The organism is Pedobacter hiemivivus (genome assembly GCF_005144565.1).
Taxonomy (GTDB): Bacteria; Bacteroidota; Bacteroidia; order Sphingobacteriales; family Sphingobacteriaceae; genus Pedobacter; species Pedobacter hiemivivus.
Genome location: NZ_SWDX01000002.1, coordinates 545,460 through 564,544, shown reverse-complemented (window position 1 = coordinate 564,544; position 19,085 = coordinate 545,460). Strand labels below are relative to the sequence as shown.

The following is a 19,085-nucleotide window of genomic DNA, read 5'->3' as shown; positions in this document are numbered from 1 at the left end:
AACATAAAAAGAATTAATAAGGTCTAAGCGCAAGCGCTAACAAATTCCTTTTGATAGCAAAGCGGACTTTTTCCTGTAATCTTTTTAAAACATTTATGAAAACTCGCAAAGTTGTTAAAACCACTGTTATAACACACCTGTTTAAGATTAAGGCTGTGCTCTATAAGTAACTTACAGGCCTGCCCAACTTTTACTTCTATTAAGAATTGCGAATAGGTTTTACGGGTCCGGGATTTAAAATAACGGCAGAAAGAGTTCGGACTAATCCGGGCTACTTCTGCAATCTCTTCCAAGTATATTTTATTTTTGAAATTAGCGTAGGTATAATCATAAATGTCGTTGATCCTGTCTTTTTCAATCATCTCCAGATCATAATGGAATCCAACAGATGAAAGTACTTCCAGTTGACTTGATTTTGCAATTTCTACCAGGGCTTGCATCAAAATGATAATCCTTTCCGTTCCTTCCGCCTTTAGCATTCTTGTAATTAACTCTGCTACCTGCTCTTTATTTTTACCGGTAACCTTAACGCCTCTTTTGGCCTTCTCTAAGATATCTTTCAATTGCTTATTCTCAGGCAGGTTGATAAAACAATCACCAAATAATTGCTCACTAAAATGAGCAACTCTTACATCAGCAGGCGCAGGTTCTACATCTGTAGTAAAATAAGCATCATCAAATCTCCAATAGTGTGGTAAGTTAGCCCCTAACAATACAATATCTCCTGATTTAAACCTTTTAATACTATCTCCTATAAATTGGGTACCGTCTCCTTTATTGAAATAAATCAATTCAATCTCTTGATGATAGTGCCATTTGTTATTAATAGAAGGCTCCAGATCTTGTCTTACACTAAATGATTGTGCAGGCTCCATTGATACTTTAAGTAGTTGTGCTTTCATGATCAATATATTTGGTTAGATTAAAAATTTGGTTAGATTAAAATTAATTGAACAATAAATTCCCTTTCACCTGATGACTCACGATCAGCGACAGAGATAGTTCGGAATGTTTGTTTGAAAATAAACTGCGAAACGCACTTAATAAAAGTGTAAGCAGTAAAAAGGTAACATAAATTTCGTTCATGGCTCATTTAGCTTTACAGGTTAAAGACTTCTAATGTCTTACTAACATTATATTTGGTAAGGCTAAACTACTACTGAACGAAATAGAAAAGGGGGTAAAATCTTAAAAGAAGGGGGTGAAAATCTTAAAAAAAACCATTTTTACGCCTTTTAGATAAAAAAGGGGATATAAAAAATTTTATATCCCCTAATTGATTGAGAACTTATTAAAACTATGGACCGACTAATACAAACTTAAACAATTGATTATCGGCACCAGTATAGGTAGCCTGCACTGCATTTACATTATCACCAGTACCCGAACCCGTTATAGTAATGGCCTTATTGCTCTTCAAATTGAGGATGTAATAATACGTATTGTTTGCATTAGCTGACTTAATGATCCAGGTATCATTAGTACCTCCGGCAGCTTTTGTATATTGGATAATCTTAGCATTATCATCAATAGATCCCCCACTTACTGCCATATCCTTAGCCCCATTCCATTTATTGGTTATGGTATTGTTGGTCGTACTGTTTTCTCCCGGAATTTGTTTAACAATCCATACTGCAGACAAATCAGTAGCCGGTAACGCTTTCTGCACCACCTCGGTACTATTACTATTATTTGCCGTTTTTATAGCAAGCGGTTTGTTACTATGTTTGGCAATAATCTGATAATCATTAGGAAATACTATCGGATCTTTATAATTAGGATCAATGGTTATTCGCTCTGCTATTATTTCATTCCATGCTGTAAAAAAAGTATCTATAGCCAAGGGCGTTGGCAAATAAGAAGTTCTCCACCGGATGATGGAATTAGCCTTGTAACCGGGAAGCTTAGTTGTATCAGCCCAAATCTTACTTCTTTCCGGATTAATGGGATTAGGAACCTGCCTGATTTTCCTTACCCGCTTCGAATTCGACTTATCAATATATTCAACTGTTACCTCAGAAACCTGTCCACTGGCACCAAACCAATCCAAATAGGGATCTTCAGACAGAATGACATGGCTTATGGGATCTTCAACAACCCTATGAATCGCCTTTTCAACCGGCCTGTTTGTAATGATACTTTGATAATTAGAACCAAATACCTCGCCTATTGCTTCGGATCTGATTGAAGTATTGCCGTTTTTATCATACGCAAAAATTTCAAATGTATAAATACCTTGAGGCAGGCCAGATACAATCTGTTCCATTTTATCGCCGGTGGTTCTTTCCACCGGAAGAACCAGAGAATCAGCCCTCCTATTCCAAAGTAGTTTAATGGTAGTTATTTTAGGATCGGCTGGCAATTTCCAGCTTACTTTCAACCTCCCATTTCCCGGCGAAACTAGTAAACTATCCGGTCTTCCTGTGTAAAGTCTTTCTCCATCCTTTAAGAATCCGCTGTAAGATTCGTCCATCTTACTGCAAGAAGTTATCATTGCTCCAGCTAGTAAAAGAAAGAGATATTGTTTAATATATCGTTTCATAATCAAAATCTTATTTATCTAAAAAAACTATTTTAACTGACCGTAAAATTTAAGCTCAGCAACATGCATAAATCCCGTTGCTCCCCCTATTGAAGCCCAATTGTCAATAAGTTTAAAAGCAACATACCTAACGGCAGGCAAAGCCGGATCAATGTTATATTCCATTCCCAATTCAGCCACGGCCTTGTCGTCATTAGTGAGTACCCCAATTGGCGAACCTGATGGTTTTACCATCACCTGATGATCCAGTTTAATCCAACTATTTGGATCTGCAACATTATTTGTCCCCCAGATCTCCCATTCATGAGGATTACCATGCGTAAACGGCCAGCCGCTGCCTGTCCTTTGCCATAATACATATCGGCTTAATTTAGCTGTCACCCCAAGATCAACCGGCATCCAGATCGGCATGTCATAGCGCTGCTTTGTATGGAAAAAAGTAGTGATATCTCCATCAAACATCTTATCCCAGGGATAACTTCCTTCATGTTCTGCATCTTTTACGATCCCTGTAAGTTCTGGAAAAGGAGCACGTTGCGGCACTGGGTTTTTCCTCGCATCCTTAAATTTCGTACGATCTAACTCGACCTCAGGCCATGGGGTTAATGTCTTCTTAAGCGTATCCGTATAATTTCCCCATCTGTCCTTTAAAAACACCCCAAATTGTGTCAATACCGGAGGTTGACGCCTTACCGAAAATATTCCCTTGGCTAATCCACTATAAAAGCTATCAAAGCGTACCCACTCTTTCAAAATATCGTCCCATCTCACAACGCCCATAGTAATGTTACTGTTAACACCACCGCCCAGGGCTGCCGGATTTTCAAACGCAATGGTAAATCCGCCAAAACTTTCATTTACTTGCAGGCTATTGTATACATCATAAACTGGCGCAGGTAAAGGAGTAACTTTAAGCGTTACTGGTGTAGAAAGTTTTTCGGAGCGACTGACTGCATAAAGACTTACTTCTTTTTCCTTCGTATCTCCAAACCCCTCTACAATAATAAAATTATTGTAATAGGAGGATTTAGCCTCCATTTTTACCCCTTTCAAATCATAAGTTGCCTTTACATACAACAACCCGGGATCGTCTGGTAGTCTGTAAGTTATTTTAACCCCTCCTGGTATCGCTTCAACACTTGCACTGCTTATTGGTGGAGGTGGATTTTGTCCATCATATAAAGGCGCTCTGAGATCTTCCTTACATGAAAATATGGAGAGACTAATTAGCGCGTATATAAATATTTTAACTTTTTTCATTTTGTTTTAAATTAAGTGCTTACCATCCAAGATTTTGAGTTAAGTGATTATTTGTCTGCAGCTCAGTGAGCTTAATGGGCATTAAATAATCCTTTACCCCAAATCTCTGATTCCATAATACCACCTCCCTGTAGTACGCTTCCGGCTCTTGTTGAGTGATGTCCCAACCTCTGATAACCTGATTTAACTCCACATGTGCTTTTTTCCAACGCCTCAAGTCCCAAAACCTTTGGCCCTCGAAAGCAAGTTCTATGGTTCTTTCTTGTTGAATAATCTCTCTTAATCCATCTTTTGTAGTGTATTTAGAAGGGTTAGTAGAATATAGCCTCCAGGAATCCTCTATAGTTCCAAGTCCTGCCCGCTCTCTAACCAGATTAATCCAATGTGTGGCCTCCGGGCTGTAACCATTAAGCTCATTCAATGCTTCAGAATACATCAGGTATAAATCAGAAAGTCTCATTTCTGGCCAAGGATAGGCAGCTTGGTTATTTCCCGTAACATTTCCATCTGCCGCCGCCTGTGTTTCAATCTTAACCAGTTTTTTAACAGTATATCCCGTAATCGAATAATTACTTATTCCCTGTCTCGCAGCTGTTTCAGATTTTCTTCCTTTTACATAAAATAGAGACTCTTTATTATAGTTATTGATCCAGTTCCCATACCAGACTCCCCTATCGAAACCAATAAATGCATAAAACCTAGGCTCCCTGTCAAAATGAAACTTTATGGTTCGCTCACCCTTTCCAATGTAAAACAGATGATCAAATCCAGCCTCTCTTAAATTGTATTTGCCATTAAAGTCCCAGGTTTTATCTTCATTAATCGGAACACCATTTTTGGTGTAAAACTTACTGACAAAACTAATTGGAGGAGCAAGTAGTCCCTTAGGTCCCGAACCACTGGTACCCGGCGCCAGCAATGGCATAGCCATACGTTGAATATCAGTTGCTGTACTGGATGTATTTACCCAAATCATTTCTGTATTCCTTTCTTTATCGCTTATCGCACAACGAAGATCCAGCTCCCTTTGTATGGTATCATTGATGACATAAGAAGTTGGTGCAACGAAATGATAAAGCTTAAAGTTTTTTGCATGTAGAAAATCAATTCCGGTTTTACAAGCATCAACGGCATCGCTCCATTTTTGTGTTGAATAGTTTGGATCAAATAGCAAAACACCCCTTTTATCTCTAAATCCCGCATATTCAGGATTTCCATTAAATAATGGGCTCGCCGCTGTAACCAATACACGAGCTTTGAAAGACAATACGATAGACCTGGTTATTCTTCCCAATTCGGTTAATTCTGTTCCTACCAATACATCGGGCATATCAACTATAGCCGCTGATTCATCCAATAATTCCACAATATATTTCACCACCTCATCCACCGGCTCTCTATAAACCTTAACTTCATCCGGTGTTGCCCCTAATGGTAGGTTTTTCCTGACTATGGGAATAGGACCATACATTCTCAACAGGAAAAAATGATAGTAAGCTTTTAAAAATAGTACTTCGGCCTTCCATCTTTCTTTTTCCCAATCTTCAAGTTCAGGTGTTTTATCTATATTTTCCAGAAAGATATTACAGTCACGGATACCTTGCCATAACTTTTTCCCACTACCGCCACCGGTCCAGTAATCTGCAAAAGGATTCGTATTATTCTGAAGTCCCTTCGCGATATTGAACATGTTGGCATTAATATCAATCTGGGGATCGGGATTCCACACTTCATCTACAGTATGAAAAGCCGGATTTGTGGCGTAACTCCCTGTCTCAGGCATATATGAATAACAGGTATAAAGAAATTTCTCCGCAGAAGTTCTCAAGCTAAATGCATGATCTATGGTCGGAACATCATCAGGAATAACATCTAAATACTTCTTACATGAGCCAAATGTGCCCATCAAGATCACAATTAATATGATTTTAATTTTTTTCATGTTTAATGTTTTTAAAGACCTAGCTGAATACCAAAATTAATTACACGCTGAACCGGATAACCAAGCCCATTGCCTGCCATCTCCACATCCCACATTTTAAATTTGCTCAGGGTAAACAAATTCGTTGCCGAGCCATACAAACGAAGATTACTCACCCTCAATCTTTGCATTATTTTTTTTGGCAGCGTGTACCCAGCTTCAACTTGTTTTAGACGTAAAAAAGCGCCGTTACGCATAAACCATGTATTAGGGGCGTTACTGTTTGCATTTGCAATTGGAGATAAACGTGGCCAAAGCGCATATAAGTTTCTATTCTGCTCAGACCAATGATCTTCAGCATATACTTTAAGCAATTGGTTGTTACCCACGAAAGGAGCCGTTGCAGCAGCATCAATCCAAAATGAAGACCTTGCTGAACCTTGAAAAAAGAAATTCAGATCGAAATTTTTAAATGACATCGCCGGACCAAATCCATAAATAATTTCTGGAGTAGTCGGATGGCCGATTGGCACCATGTCCAGTGAATTAACCTGACCATCATTGTTGACATCCCTAAATTTAATATCACCACCCATTACCTTAAAGCCGCCAAAGTTTTGACTTGGGGAGCTTCGTACCTCCTCCTCATCTACAAATAGACGCTCGGCAATATAGCCCCATTGTTGACTCGTAGATTGTCCTTTCTTATAGAGCCATTCTTGTGCATAGTCCGGTTCTTCATAGGCTTCAAACCTATTCCTTGAAAAAGTAAAATTACCTCTCAGCTGTATGGTAAAGTCTTTTCCGATACGATCATTATAGGTAAGCTGAATTTCTGAAGACCTCGATCTAACTTCTCCAACATTTGCTTTGATTGCAGCCTGCAAGCCCATTGTTGCCGGAATTGAAGCTCTGGTCATCAAAATATTATAACGATGATCTATAAAATATTCCGCAATAATATCCAGTTTATTCCATAGACCCACCTCTAACCCAAAAGTAGAATTCCTTGAAGTTTCCCAGGTTACAAACGGATTTTCATATCTGAGCACAGATATTCCTGGCCTGCTGGTTCCCGAGTTTGTACCAAAACTAGCAGCAGTTGCACCCGAGTTCATTTCTACTTCAGACAAGTAAAAGAACCGTTCTGCATCACTACCAATTTCATCATTTCCAACTAAGCCTATATTACCGCGGATTCTTAATTTATTAACTACCGGCAATAACGGTTTAAAGAACTTTTCATTAGAAATTGCCCAGGCCCCTCCAATGGTTGGGAAGAAACCAAACCGCTCTGAGGTAGAGAAACGTTCAGAACCATTATACGCATAGTTAAATTCTGCAAAGTAACGGTCATCATAGTTGTACGTTGCTCTTCCTGAAACACCCAGGTTTCTGGAAGGCAAGGATTCTTGTAAAGTTTTGGCATTTCCTTGTCCCTCGGATCGCATAACTACGACCGACATTAAACTCACATTGTGTTTTGCTTTAAAGCTTTTGTTCCAGTTGGCCGCAACCTGTGTATGAAAATTAGAAGCAACCGACTGATTACCTCCACGTATAAAATCCAGGAAATTTGTGCCACCTTCCGGATTCAATGGACTTAATCTATACGAATTTTCAACCTTATCATAAGAGCTTACTGCGTACCAGAATGGCTTATACTGACGAACGACATCAAAATAAGAACGTCTGTTCGTATTCATCATACCATTAATGGAAAGTCCGGGAGTTAAAAAAGCCAAGTCCTGAGTAAACTCCAATTGCGCAACCATAAGCGATCTTGAGTATTCTTTATATCCTTTCACTAAATCAGCATAAGGATTATTTGCTCCTCCCGCCTGAATATTTCCAAACATAATATGGTTCACGTTCTTATAAATTCCTTCATTAGGATAGTAAGGCAAGAATTGCGTTTGAGGGGTGCGCATGATGGCTTTATAAGTATCCTCTCCATTGGCAATCGGCCCTTGATATTCATCAAAACCACCATTCAAACGAACAGTCATTTTGGTTGTTTTGGATACATTTACAATCACATTTGACCTGAGATTGAAATATTTGAGGTCAATATTATTATTAAAATTATTGCGTGGATCAACTTTAAGCAACCCATTATCCTGATTATAGGTCCCAGATACAAAATAGGTTGCTACCTGACCCCCACCGCTTAAACTCATATTTAGCCTTTGGTTAATCGTACGCTTCTTCAGCAACTCTTGCTGCCAGTCAACCATTGGAAATGCAACTGGATTAGTGCCGGCTATCGTATTGTCTATCTGGCTCTGGGTATAAATTGTTGAAGCCGTTGGATTACGTGTTAATGCAGCTTCACTATGAAGCATCATGTAATCAATTGGATTGGCCAACTCAATATCGCGAGTGGGCTGAGAAATGGTATTTTCAAATCTGACATTAATTCTCGGCTTCCCTTCCTTACCTTGTTTTGTCGTAATCAAAATAACACCATTCGCACCCCTTGCACCATATAAAGCACTTGCCGATGCGTCCTTTAAAATGGAAAAAGTTTCGATATCATCTGGTTGCAAACGTGCCAGATCGGTAGTGGTATATTCCATGTTGTCAATAAGGATCAATGGTGACTTCTTATAGCCAAAGGTTGTTGCTCCCCTGATGAAGAACTCTGCATCATCTCTTCCCGGCTCCCCGCTTCTCTGGTAAGCAATAACGCCAGCTAAACGCCCAGCAAGGGCCGTTGTAAGGTTACTCGAAGGTATTTTTAATTCACCTGGATTGATGGTAGTAATAGATCCAATTACCGATTCCTTTTTCTGTTTACCAAAGGCAACAATCACTGTTTCATCAAGATCATTATTCTTTGCCTTTAAAGTTACATTGATCATTGTTTTACCTCTTACAGGAACTTCCTCTGTCACATAGCCCACCATACTGAAAACTAAAACAGCGCTTTCATCTATAACATCCAGCATATATTTACCATTTAGATCCGTGGTGGTTCCAATCTGCTTTTTACTTTTAACGGAAACAGAAGCTCCAGGTAACGGACCTACGGTATCTCGAACAGTCCCCCTTATTTCTTTAACCAACCGGTTAACCTCGATTTTGTGCCTTGGCATTGAGCCGGTTTCAACGACTAGCTTATCCTTGCTGATGATTAACGTTTTATCCTCGAGAATCCATTTAATCGATTTTTTAAAAAAAAACTGATCAAAGACTTCCTGCAAAGAGGCTTCTCTAAAATTAACATCAGTTGCTGGTGCATTGTTAATTAAATCTCCATCACAGACAACCTGGTATCCAGTCTGTCTCGTAATTTCCTTAAATATAGTTTTAATGGATGCCCCCTTTTGTGAGAAAGTAATCTTCTGAGCAAAGCCTGAGGCAGTAACGTCCATTAATAAAGTAGTCATGATGATGATGATCAACTTCATAATACGCAATGTTTGATTAGGTCTGTAAACAAAGCGTTTAGACCTAAATAGATCGTAAAAATTCATACATTTGGTTATTGGGTTTATTGTTGATTGATTAAGTACATTTTTCAAGGGATGAACCTGATGCTAACCGTGGCTACGAGGGCAATCGGAGTCACGGTATTTTCTCATTTGTGAGTAAAACTATTTTCGCACAATGATCCTCCTTCCTTCAATTTTAAAGTGAACTCCTCCTGTTGACTCTAATACAGATAACACCTTAGATACGTTTCCATAGCGAGTAACAGATCCCCAAATGGTTTTACCGGCCATGTTATCCTCATACTCAACATCTACATCATACCAGCGTTTAATTTGCTTCATAATATCTTCGATGGGTTCATTTTCGAAAAAGAAACGACCATTTTTCCATGCTATTTCGGATTGAGGATCAACAGTTACAACATTGATCTGAGCAGATGTAGCCCTGATTTGGGACTGATCTCCAGGCTTTAATACTTTCTGACTTACTCGTTTTGTGTTTAATAGCCTTACTTTAACAGACCCTTCCAGCAAAGTTGTTTTCGTATCTAACTCATTCTTATACGAACTGATGTTAAAATGGGTTCCCAATACCCGAACCTCTTGTTTATCAGTGCTCACAAAAAATGGCTTAGCCGCATCCTTTTCTACTTCAAAATAAGCCTCCCCCTGCAACTCAACTCTCCGCTCTTTCAAATCAACAAAGCTAATGGGAAACTTAATTACTGATTCGGCATTGAGCCACACACGGGTACCATCCGGTAAATTTACCTGGTACTGCCCTCCCCTCGGGGTAGAAATTGTATTGGTTAACATTTTCCCTGACCCATCATTTAAATTTTGGGCCTGAGCAGTTTCATTTATGGTGTAGACCAACTGTCCATCATCAGCCTTGGTAATCCGAACACCATTCTGGTTAGTTAAATTACCCTTCAAAGCTTCATCTAAAACAATTTGTGATCCATCGGCTAAAGTCAATAGCGCTTTGTTACTGCCCGGACCAATATCTCCAACAAGTTGGCCATTGTTCGATGTTTGATTCCCTAGGTAAAAATAAAGCCCTGCACTGCTACACAATATTAGCATGGCAGCTACAGCTATCCTTCTGCTCCATAATTTTAGCTGAATAGGTTCTCTATGAAAAGAAGGTGTAGTTTCCTGAATTACCTTTTCACGAACCTGACTTAACTCCGCTTTAATATTAGGCATATTCTTAAATTCAGCATCAGCGTTCTTCGATAATTCAGCATCAATCAATTCTTTAAAAAACGATTCATGTTCTTTTGAATGAAACAATTCTAGAAATGATTTCGTTTCCTCTTCAGAACATTCATTTGCCAGATATCGCTTAAATAACCTGATGATCTCTTCTTCTTTTTTCATTAGCTTATAATAGTTCCACAATGGGCGCATCAGACTTTCAAATATGGCCTTTAGAGATAATACGGTCCTCCTGGACAAAGTCCCTGCTCGGAATTACATTTTTTTTATTTGTCCTTTTCCGCCCCAAAAGTTTCTTTATAGTTAACTCTACGCAAACCGTTTGAAATCGCTATATACCCGGACATTACCCGGACGTTACTCGGACATTACTCGGACACTACCCGGGTGGAGCCGAGTAGTGTCCGGTTAACATCCGTTAATACACTGTGAATTAAGTTGCCTTATAATAGAACCAGAGCGAAACACAACGGGACAACTATTTGCGATGGAGGATGCGAGAGAGAAATATTGAACAAATAGCTTCTTTATAACCAAAAAACAACAATAATTCAGCACAAAAACATAAGAAAAATAGAAACCAAAACCTCAGGAATTGACATCTGAGCTCGGATAAACTTATTGGATTTCAATAAATGATCACTAATGGTTGAGGTAGAAATGTTAAGCATATTACTTACTTCATGATAACTTTTGCCTTCCATTTTACATAAAGTGAATACCTGTTTTCGTTGAGGAGAGAGTTTGGCTACTGCACTCAAAAAAAGTTGGTTACTTTCCTTATAGATCAGTTCCTCTTCTATATGGCTGTACGCTTCGTTAGTGAGGGACAAAATATGGGTTTCCAACTTCCTATCAAGGGCTACTTTTCTAAAATGATCATAAGCCAAGTTTCTGGTAATTTGAATAAGATAAGCCAAAAAGTCCTTCTCAGGATCTATTAAATGACGCTTCTCCCAAATTTTCACAAAAGCAAGCTGCAATAAATCCTGAGCAATATCTGTATCCTTGACGATCCTTAAAAGATTGCTATAAAGCTGTGTACTGTACAGATCGTAAAGTACCTGAAAAGCGAAATGATCATTATTAATCAACTTTATCAACCACTGTGTGGCTGTAAAATCCTTATGGTGTTCTTTATTCATACGACCGTTTCCATTTAACTGAAACCGTGGTTATACTTGGTTATGAATAAAGATAACATAGCCTAATGGCAAATTATTAAATCAATTTGCCATTAGGCTATCGAATTTTGGCACCTATTGGTCTATGTTTATCCTATTGGAGCCAAATTAACTGACTTTATGCGAATAGCATTTATATTATCTAATTGGTCGATTTTTTGGCGCAACACCCCAGATGCTAGATGGCTTGTCACTCATATACAGTACCAGCTCCCCCCCATTAATAATGGTTTGATGCAACAAATAAGATCTGGTATAGTTTTTACCATTTAAAACCACCTTAGCGATGTATTTATTACGATTACTGTTTCCAACTACCTTAATGTGAAACTTTTTATTGTCAGCTAAACTGATCACTGCGTCATTGATTGCAGGAGATCCAAAAATATAAACACCGTTTGCAGGGTTAACAGGATAAAAACCAAGCGCAGAATAAATATACCACGACGACATTTGCCCTAAATCTTCGTTACCACATAAACCATCAGGTTTTACAGTATACAAAGAGTCTGTTATTTTACGAACGATATTTGCTGTTTTCCATGGTTGGCCCGCAAAAGCATACAGATAAGGAATGTGATGGTTAGGTTCATTGCCATGCGCATACTGCCCAATTAAACCGGTAATATCTGGTGAGCTACCTTCAGCCATTTCAGAGCTAATACTAAACAATGAATCCAATTTACTAGTAAAGCCTCTTTCTCCACCAAACAACTTGACTAGACCTTTAGGGTCCTGAGGTACCAGCCAGGTATATTGCCATGCATTTCCTTCGGTGTAGTCATCCTCTCTATGCTTAGAAGCAACAGGATCAAAAGGAGTACGCCAACTGCCATCCTCTAGCTTACCGCGCATAAATCCTGTCTGCTTATCAAAATACAAGGCATACAAACCTGCTCTTTTACTAAAATAAACGTAATCATCAGTTTTACCCATGCGTTTTGCCATCTGGGCGATACACCAGTCATCTATTGCATACTCTAGACCTTTAGCTACAGCCTCAATTACTTTATCTGCTGGGATATATGCTAGCTTTTGGGCGTAATCTATACCATCAACCTTTTGCATTGCGCTATGTTTTGCAGCCTCATAAGCAAGATTCGTATCAAAACCCTTAAAGCCTTTTAAATAAGCATCAGCAATAATTGGAACGGCATGATAACCGATCATTGTATTTGTTTCATTCCCCATTAAATGCCATACAGGAAGTTTTCCCTGCTGCTTATAAATGGCAAGAAACGAATTAACAATATCTGATACCTTTTCCGGGTGTAAAATGGTGTACAAAGGATGAAAAGCCCTATAAGTATCCCATAAGGAGAAAGTAGTATAATTGGTGAAATTAGCTTTAGGATATACTTTTTTGTCTGTACCTCTATAGTCGCCGTTTACATCATTAAATAAAGATGGCGCGAACATCGCATGGTACATTGCCGTATAAAACTTTTTAAGCGTTGAAGCATCTGCCTTGATCTCTATTTTACTCAGTTCTTTATTCCATTTACGATCCGCAGCCGCCCTTACTTTATCAAAATCCCAATAAGGAATCTCTGTATTTAAGTTTAGTAATGCGTTTTCATAACTTACAGGCGACAGACCTACTTTCAGTTTTAAAACTCCATTATTTATGGTGTTAAAATTTATCACAGCTTTAATTCGCTTGCCTTCCCCTTCAGTACCACTTAATATAGTAAGGCTATCCGTTAGCTTTATACCAGAAAGTGGTTGGGATAATTTAACTGCGAAATACAAGCGTTGATCATTTGCCCAACCTTTAGAAAAACGGTAGCCAACCAGTGTAGTTGCATCGATTTGTTTTACATAGGTCTTTGTAGGTGTATCCCAGCCCAACCCCGTACTTAAATCGAGCATGATATGCGGATTATCCTGCGTTCTAAAAGTGTATTGATGAAAGCCTACCCTTTCCGAGGCTGTTAACTCGGCCTTTATCTGATACTTATCTAGTTGCACGCTATAATATCCGGCACGACTAACCTCATTCTCATGTGAAAAAGTAGCTACATAATCAGCCTGAGCCGGACCGGTAGCCGGCATAATCAGAATATCATTCAAGTCACCTATCCCTGTTCCACTTAAATGGGTATGGGTGAAACCTGTAATGGTGTTGCTTACATAGTTATAACCACTGCACCAATCCCATCCGCCAAAAACATTCGCTGGTCCTAGCTGGACGGCCCCAAAAGGAACGTTCGCACCTACAAATACGTGCCCATGCGCTGCAGAACCAATAAGCGGATCTACGTATTTGGTCAGATTTGTTTGCGCCGTTGCACAGTAATTTGCAACAAACCCACAGATCAACGTAAAGGAAAATATCTTCTTCATCATAAGCCAGGCTCCAAAATTATAAAGCGGGGTGTTCGAGAACACCCCGCTTTAATTTCAATTCGTTTGAATTACTTCTGTGCCCACCAAAGCGGTGTAAGCACTTCATCAGGGCCATTTAAAGCACTAACAGCTTGTCCGTAACCGGCAGGGCTATTATTTCTTAAACCCGAAGGATATCTCAAACGCTGAGGAAGGAATTTAATGTTTCCAGTCATATAGTTTGAGCTATTTAAGGCAGGCAAAGTTGAAATGCTTACCTCTACTACAGGATTTTCAAAGAAAGGCAATCCTAATCTTCTGTGGTCATTCCAGGCTTCCAATGGTTGCCATGGGGTTTGTGCAATGAATTTCTGGGTAATGATTTTAGTTAAATGGTCATTTTTAACTGTACCACTTTTATAAAGATCATTTTTAGGATAAGCTAAAGTTAGTGTACCCGGCGCTCCAGTCATTCCATCTTCATATTTCATCACACGTGGCGATGGCTCAGTTGTATGTGTCCAGCTTACCGAAGTCCCAACCCTGTTGTAGTCTTGAGAGGTCAGGTAGGAGCCCAACGATACTTTCCAATATTCAAAACTTTTGGAAATACCCGTTTCATAAGCATTCTGTGCAGTTACAGGAGATGCCCATCCACGTACAGCACCTTCTGCCAGTAGAAAATAGGTTTCCCATGGTCCAAAGAAAAGACGTTTTTGTGAACTGTTTCTGAACTGGTTATTGATACGTGGCATAGTACCTCCGTAGTTAATCAATTCGTTCATCGGATCTTTCTCTCCCCATGCACCATCTGTTTTAGCGTTCCAGGTGTTTTTAGCATCAATTGTTTTAACAGTTGCTCCTGCAGCATTTTTCAAGAGCCTTTGAGTAACAGTGTCATAATTACCGTTCTGCTTTGGATAATTGGTATTGGTCAAATCGCCCGGAATACTGAACAATACATAAGCACGCGGATCAATGGTATATGGTAATCCGTTAAACCAGTATCCTGCCTGCGGATCATTTGTTTTTGTACTAAATTGATCCGGAAATTTTTGTCCTAACCAATCAGCTGGTTTAATAAAGCTTTGAAATGCCGCACCTAGTTGATCAGCACTTTTTACACCACCTAAACCTACAAAAACGTTATTTAATGTGGCTGACATTGGCTGTGTATCCCAACTTCTTGTCATTACGCCTGTAAGCGGACTCCATCCATCTTTTTCCTGTACAGCAAAGGCTTCTTCCTGCAAGGTTATAAAGTCATTTGTAGCTGCAGCAGCTTCAAATTCAGTTTTTGCTTTTGATGCATCAACTTCCGACAACCTCATGGCATATCTTAAGCGCATAGAATTTGCATATTTTCTCCATTTGGCGAAATCATATTCATAAGCAGGATCTAGCTTTTTCAAAGCATCACTTCTTGTTACTGAAAGTTCCAATTTAGCGCCCGCATCTTTCAATTCGCTTAAAATATAATAATATACCGTTTTTACATCTGTAAATTCTGGATTTGTCCCCTGAAAGCCTGTAACAGGGATTGGTCCAAAGTTATCAGACATTTCACTTAACAGATAAGCTCTCCAGATCCTGGCTACCTGTATCATGTTATTGGTATGCGGTTCGACCTTACCCCCATCAATTCTCTCTTGTCCAATCTGGATAGCGGTATTGGCAGCGTTTAGCCATTTAGAAATCTCTCCGTAATACACACTACTCCATTCATCACTGTAATCTCCAAAAGAAATTTTCCCTCCATCGACATCAGCTGCCTGGCGGCCTGCTGGTTTCCAATACAAGACAAAAGATCTTTCGGCCACCCCCGGATCCATTTGGGCGCCAACAATAGAGCTGTTGATAAAATACTCTGGTTGAACTTGCTCTCCGCTGGCTGCAGTAGGGCTCACATTCATTTCTTCAAATTTCTTACATGATGCCAGCACAACTGTTGCCGCTATTAGCATACATGATTTTTTTAATATATTTTTCATCGTAATATGAATATTAAGATTAAAAGCCTAAGGTTAAATTAAATGACACAGTACGCGTAGTTGGTGCACTTGCATTTTCGAATCCTGTTGCATTATTACCTGTTGCAAACACACTTTCAGGATCTACACCATTCATGTGACTTGTAATTAACCATACGTTATTACATGATACGCCAATTTTTGCTCGTTGGATTGGTGTCTTACTTAAAAATTTAGAAGACAGGTTATAGCTCAGGTTGATATTTCTAAGTCGGATGTTAGTGGCATCATAAAGATTTGCTTCTGTAATTCCAAGGTTACCCGGGCCCGCGACAGCGGCCCAATAGTGTTGTGAAGATACGGTTTTCGTATTTTTCTCATAGGTATTTGTCGCAGTATTCAAAATAACTCCGTCAGCAATAACATCTCTTGAACCATTTACAACTGTAACGGCACCAGTTCCGTTGCGTTGTAGGATTGCATTTGAAGCAGAAAATACTTTTCCACCAAAACGACCATCAACCAGGAATGACAAGTTGAAACCTTTATAGGCAAAGCTATTAGTTATACCTACCAGCGATGTCGCTTGCTGATTACCCAATCTTGCACTCTGTTCGTCAGCTTGCGGCAATCCTTCTTCCGTTAATAGCAACTGTCCATTAAATGGACTACCAGCATCTTTAACCCTTTTAAAAGCAGTTCCGTATATTTCACCGTACTTAGCGTTTTCAACAGCAAAAACAGTAATATTATCAAATCCACCTAATGAATATTGAGGTGTATTTTGATAAATAGATTTCACCGTATTATTATTGTGCGAATAATTCACCGTTGCATTCCAGTTAAAACCATCAGGATTCTCAAATATCTTTCCGTCCAACATAATCTCTATCCCTGTATTTTGGATATCTCCACTATTGATTTTCTTAAACTTATAGCCACTTAGAGGATCCATAGGAAGCTCGATCAATTGCTGGGTTGCATTTGACTTATAAACAGCAAGATCGATACCTACTCTGCTTTTGAAGAATCTGGCTTCAAATCCCGCTTCATAAGATTTGATCAGCTCATTTTTCACATTTGGATCATACAAAACATCTCCTCTGGATGCTGTAATATTGCCATTAGCATCTTTATCAATGGTGTAAGTATTGTATAATTCGTAAGCTTTTAAATCATTTCCTACTGAAGCAGCCGAAGCCCTTAATTTGGCGTAGCTTAACCAACCTGGCAATTCTCCATTTTTGGAAATCATTTCAGACAGCACATAAGAAAGACTTATTGAAGGATAAGAATAAGATCTGTTCGCTTTGCTCAATGCCGATGTCCAGTCATTTCTAAGTGTAGCATCTAAAAATAAATATCCATCCCAGTTTAACTGAAGCGTACCATACAAAGAGTTAATTTTTTTCTCATTGAACAATTGTTTTAGATCTGTTGGATCTACTCCATTCTTAACAGAGAAGTAATTGGGCACATACAACTTACCGACAGTATTGGTAAGTCCGCTATTTTCCTGTGACATTAAGTTACCACCAACAGAAAAACCACCACCTAAACGACCAAACAGGTTATCCTTTTGACCAGAAACCAATGCGCTTAAATTTGTTTCCGTAAATGTTGTTTTACCCAATGCATAAGAACCAGTAACATTATCCGGGCTTCCGGCATATCGCTTTGATTCTGTTGTTGTGCTATATTTATCGGCACCTGCCTTAACCTCAGCGTTTAACCAGCTGTTGAATTTGTATTTTAATGAACCGTTCATTAAAAATCTATCCCTGATATCCTGGTTAAGATTGTAGTCTTTACCCCAATAAGGATTAATGGTATTACTGGTATTATACCAGATCATCTTGTCATCAGGCCCCACAGAAGGATTAAAACCTCTTATATCTAAAGATCTCGGCAGCAGGTACAATGTTCTAAATGTATTGCCATCATTTGAACCGCTATTTGGCCTGTTATAGGCTGCATTGTTGGTGTATTGAATTTTTGTATCTGTTGTCCACCTCTCGTCTTTTCCAAACTTACTTACCGCTCTGGCCAGTAAACTAGTACGTTGTAATTTTGCACCTGGAATAAGACTTTTATCATCTAAACGATTAAAAGAAGTATATACTGAAGTATTATTGAACTGTTGCTGAAAAGTAACACTCTGATTAGAACTGATTCCCTTCTGAACATAGTTTGCAATATTATCATATGCAGCCATTGAAACTTCTTTTCCAGTCCAGTCTGTAATTTTCTGACCTTCAATTTTTGGTCCCCAACTTGATGTTGAAATCTTATCAAATACATTCTCAGTACCCTGCCCGTAATCATTTTGCAGTTTAGCTTGCGCAAATATGCTTTCCACACCAAGGGTTGAAGAAACCGTTATACCTAACCCTTTTTGCGCCTTACCAGATTTAGTGGTTATGAGGATTACTCCATTTCCAGCTCTTGATCCATACAAAGCAGATGCCGTTGGACCTTTTAAAACGGTAACACTTTCTATGTCTTCCGGATTGATATCAGAAAGTCCGTTTCCCATATCTGTTGCTGGATTATAAAAGTCGTTGTTTTGTTTTCCTTCAGAATTAACAGCACCAGTAAAATTACTGACTGGCACCCCATCTACTACAATTAAAGGCTGGTTATCTCCCGTTAAAGAGTTACTCCCCCTTAAATTGATCCTTGAGGATCCCGCGGGTCCGTTACCTGACCGTGTTACTTGTAAACCGGCGACTTTACCCGATAGGGTATTAACCAGGTTCGGCTCTCTTGCTTCCACCAACGTTTCCCCTTTTACTTCCTGTAAAGCATAGCCTAAAGCTTTTTTCTCTCGTTTTATACCGAGGGCAGTAACCACCACTTCGTTCAAACTATTGTCCTCTTCCTGAAGTACAATGTTTATCGAAGCCGAAGAACCCACTGTAACTTCCTGGGCCGTGTATCCAAGATAGCGAAAAACAAGTACATCGCCTTGTGTTGCTGCAATGGAATATCTTCCTACAGCATCTGTACTTACACCAATTTTAGTACCTTTTACCAGGACACTTACCGCAGGTATTGGAGTGCCTGTTGCGTCCTTTACGGTTCCCGAAATGTTTTTTTGCGCATAAGCGGCTACTGTTAATAGGCTTAACAATAAAACACTTAAACACCGGGAGTAGATCTTTTTCATGTTGATTAAGTTTTGGTTAGTAATTTAGGTTAGTTAATAATTAATAATATTTT

Annotated in this window: 10 protein-coding genes; all 10 read right to left on the bottom strand. The window is 39.0% G+C overall.

The annotated features are described in order from the left end of the window. Positions 1–23: 23 nt before the first annotated feature. Complete coding sequence (locus FBD94_RS05830; protein ID WP_131606342.1) at positions 24–902, bottom strand: AraC family transcriptional regulator; 879 nt, start codon at positions 900–902, stop codon at positions 24–26. 395 nt (positions 903–1,297) lie between these two features. Further along, positions 1,298–2,542: a DUF4998 domain-containing protein gene (locus FBD94_RS05825; protein ID WP_131606344.1), complete on the bottom strand. Its 1,245-nt coding sequence runs from the start codon at positions 2,540–2,542 to the stop codon at positions 1,298–1,300. Between the two features lie 27 nt (positions 2,543–2,569). After that, a complete protein-coding gene (locus FBD94_RS05820) occupies positions 2,570–3,802 on the bottom strand; it encodes a DUF4959 domain-containing protein (protein ID WP_131606346.1) in 1,233 nt (410 codons plus the stop codon). 19 nt (positions 3,803–3,821) lie between these two features. After that, positions 3,822–5,744, bottom strand: coding sequence for a RagB/SusD family nutrient uptake outer membrane protein (locus FBD94_RS05815; RefSeq protein WP_136879448.1), 1,923 nt, complete (start codon positions 5,742–5,744; stop codon positions 3,822–3,824). Between the two features lie 11 nt (positions 5,745–5,755). After that, positions 5,756–9,202: a SusC/RagA family TonB-linked outer membrane protein gene (locus FBD94_RS05810; RefSeq protein WP_136879447.1), complete on the bottom strand. Its 3,447-nt coding sequence runs from the start codon at positions 9,200–9,202 to the stop codon at positions 5,756–5,758. Between the two features lie 120 nt (positions 9,203–9,322). Beyond that, the gene (locus FBD94_RS05805) at positions 9,323–10,543 is read right to left on the bottom strand and encodes a FecR family protein (protein WP_169472228.1); all 1,221 of its coding nucleotides are present in this window, start codon (positions 10,541–10,543) and stop codon (positions 9,323–9,325) included. 389 nt (positions 10,544–10,932) lie between these two features. Continuing rightward, a complete protein-coding gene (locus FBD94_RS05800; RefSeq protein WP_131606354.1) occupies positions 10,933–11,526 on the bottom strand; it encodes an RNA polymerase sigma factor in 594 nt (197 codons plus the stop codon). A 177-nt stretch (positions 11,527–11,703) separates the two neighbouring features. Beyond that, positions 11,704–13,914, bottom strand: a complete 2,211-nt coding sequence (locus FBD94_RS05795) for a GH92 family glycosyl hydrolase (protein ID WP_205945841.1) — start codon at positions 13,912–13,914, stop codon at positions 11,704–11,706. A gap of 68 nt (positions 13,915–13,982) precedes the next feature. Then, entirely contained in the window at positions 13,983–15,884 is a 1,902-nt protein-coding gene (locus tag FBD94_RS05790; protein ID WP_136879445.1) for a SusD/RagB family nutrient-binding outer membrane lipoprotein, read from the bottom strand. 19 nt (positions 15,885–15,903) lie between these two features. Next, entirely contained in the window at positions 15,904–19,032 is a 3,129-nt protein-coding gene (locus tag FBD94_RS05785) for a SusC/RagA family TonB-linked outer membrane protein (RefSeq protein WP_136879444.1), read from the bottom strand. Positions 19,033–19,085: the final 53 nt, after the last annotated feature.

Excerpts from the sequence above, each read along its gene's own strand:
- FBD94_RS05830 (WP_131606342.1), bottom strand. The coding sequence starts at position 902 with ATGAAAGCACAACTACTTAAAGTATCAATGGAGCCTGCACAATCATTT.
- FBD94_RS05825 (WP_131606344.1), bottom strand. The coding sequence starts at position 2,542 with ATGAAACGATATATTAAACAATATCTCTTTCTTTTACTAGCTGGAGCA.
- FBD94_RS05820 (WP_131606346.1), bottom strand. The coding sequence starts at position 3,802 with ATGAAAAAAGTTAAAATATTTATATACGCGCTAATTAGTCTCTCCATA.
- FBD94_RS05815 (WP_136879448.1), bottom strand. The coding sequence starts at position 5,744 with ATGAAAAAAATTAAAATCATATTAATTGTGATCTTGATGGGCACATTT.
- FBD94_RS05810 (WP_136879447.1), bottom strand. The coding sequence starts at position 9,202 with ATGAATTTTTACGATCTATTTAGGTCTAAACGCTTTGTTTACAGACCT.
- FBD94_RS05805 (WP_169472228.1), bottom strand. The coding sequence starts at position 10,543 with ATGAAAAAAGAAGAAGAGATCATCAGGTTATTTAAGCGATATCTGGCA.
- FBD94_RS05800 (WP_131606354.1), bottom strand. The coding sequence starts at position 11,526 with ATGAATAAAGAACACCATAAGGATTTTACAGCCACACAGTGGTTGATA.
- FBD94_RS05795 (WP_205945841.1), bottom strand. The coding sequence starts at position 13,914 with ATGATGAAGAAGATATTTTCCTTTACGTTGATCTGTGGGTTTGTTGCA.
- FBD94_RS05790 (WP_136879445.1), bottom strand. The coding sequence starts at position 15,884 with ATGAAAAATATATTAAAAAAATCATGTATGCTAATAGCGGCAACAGTT.
- FBD94_RS05785 (WP_136879444.1), bottom strand. The coding sequence starts at position 19,032 with ATGAAAAAGATCTACTCCCGGTGTTTAAGTGTTTTATTGTTAAGCCTA.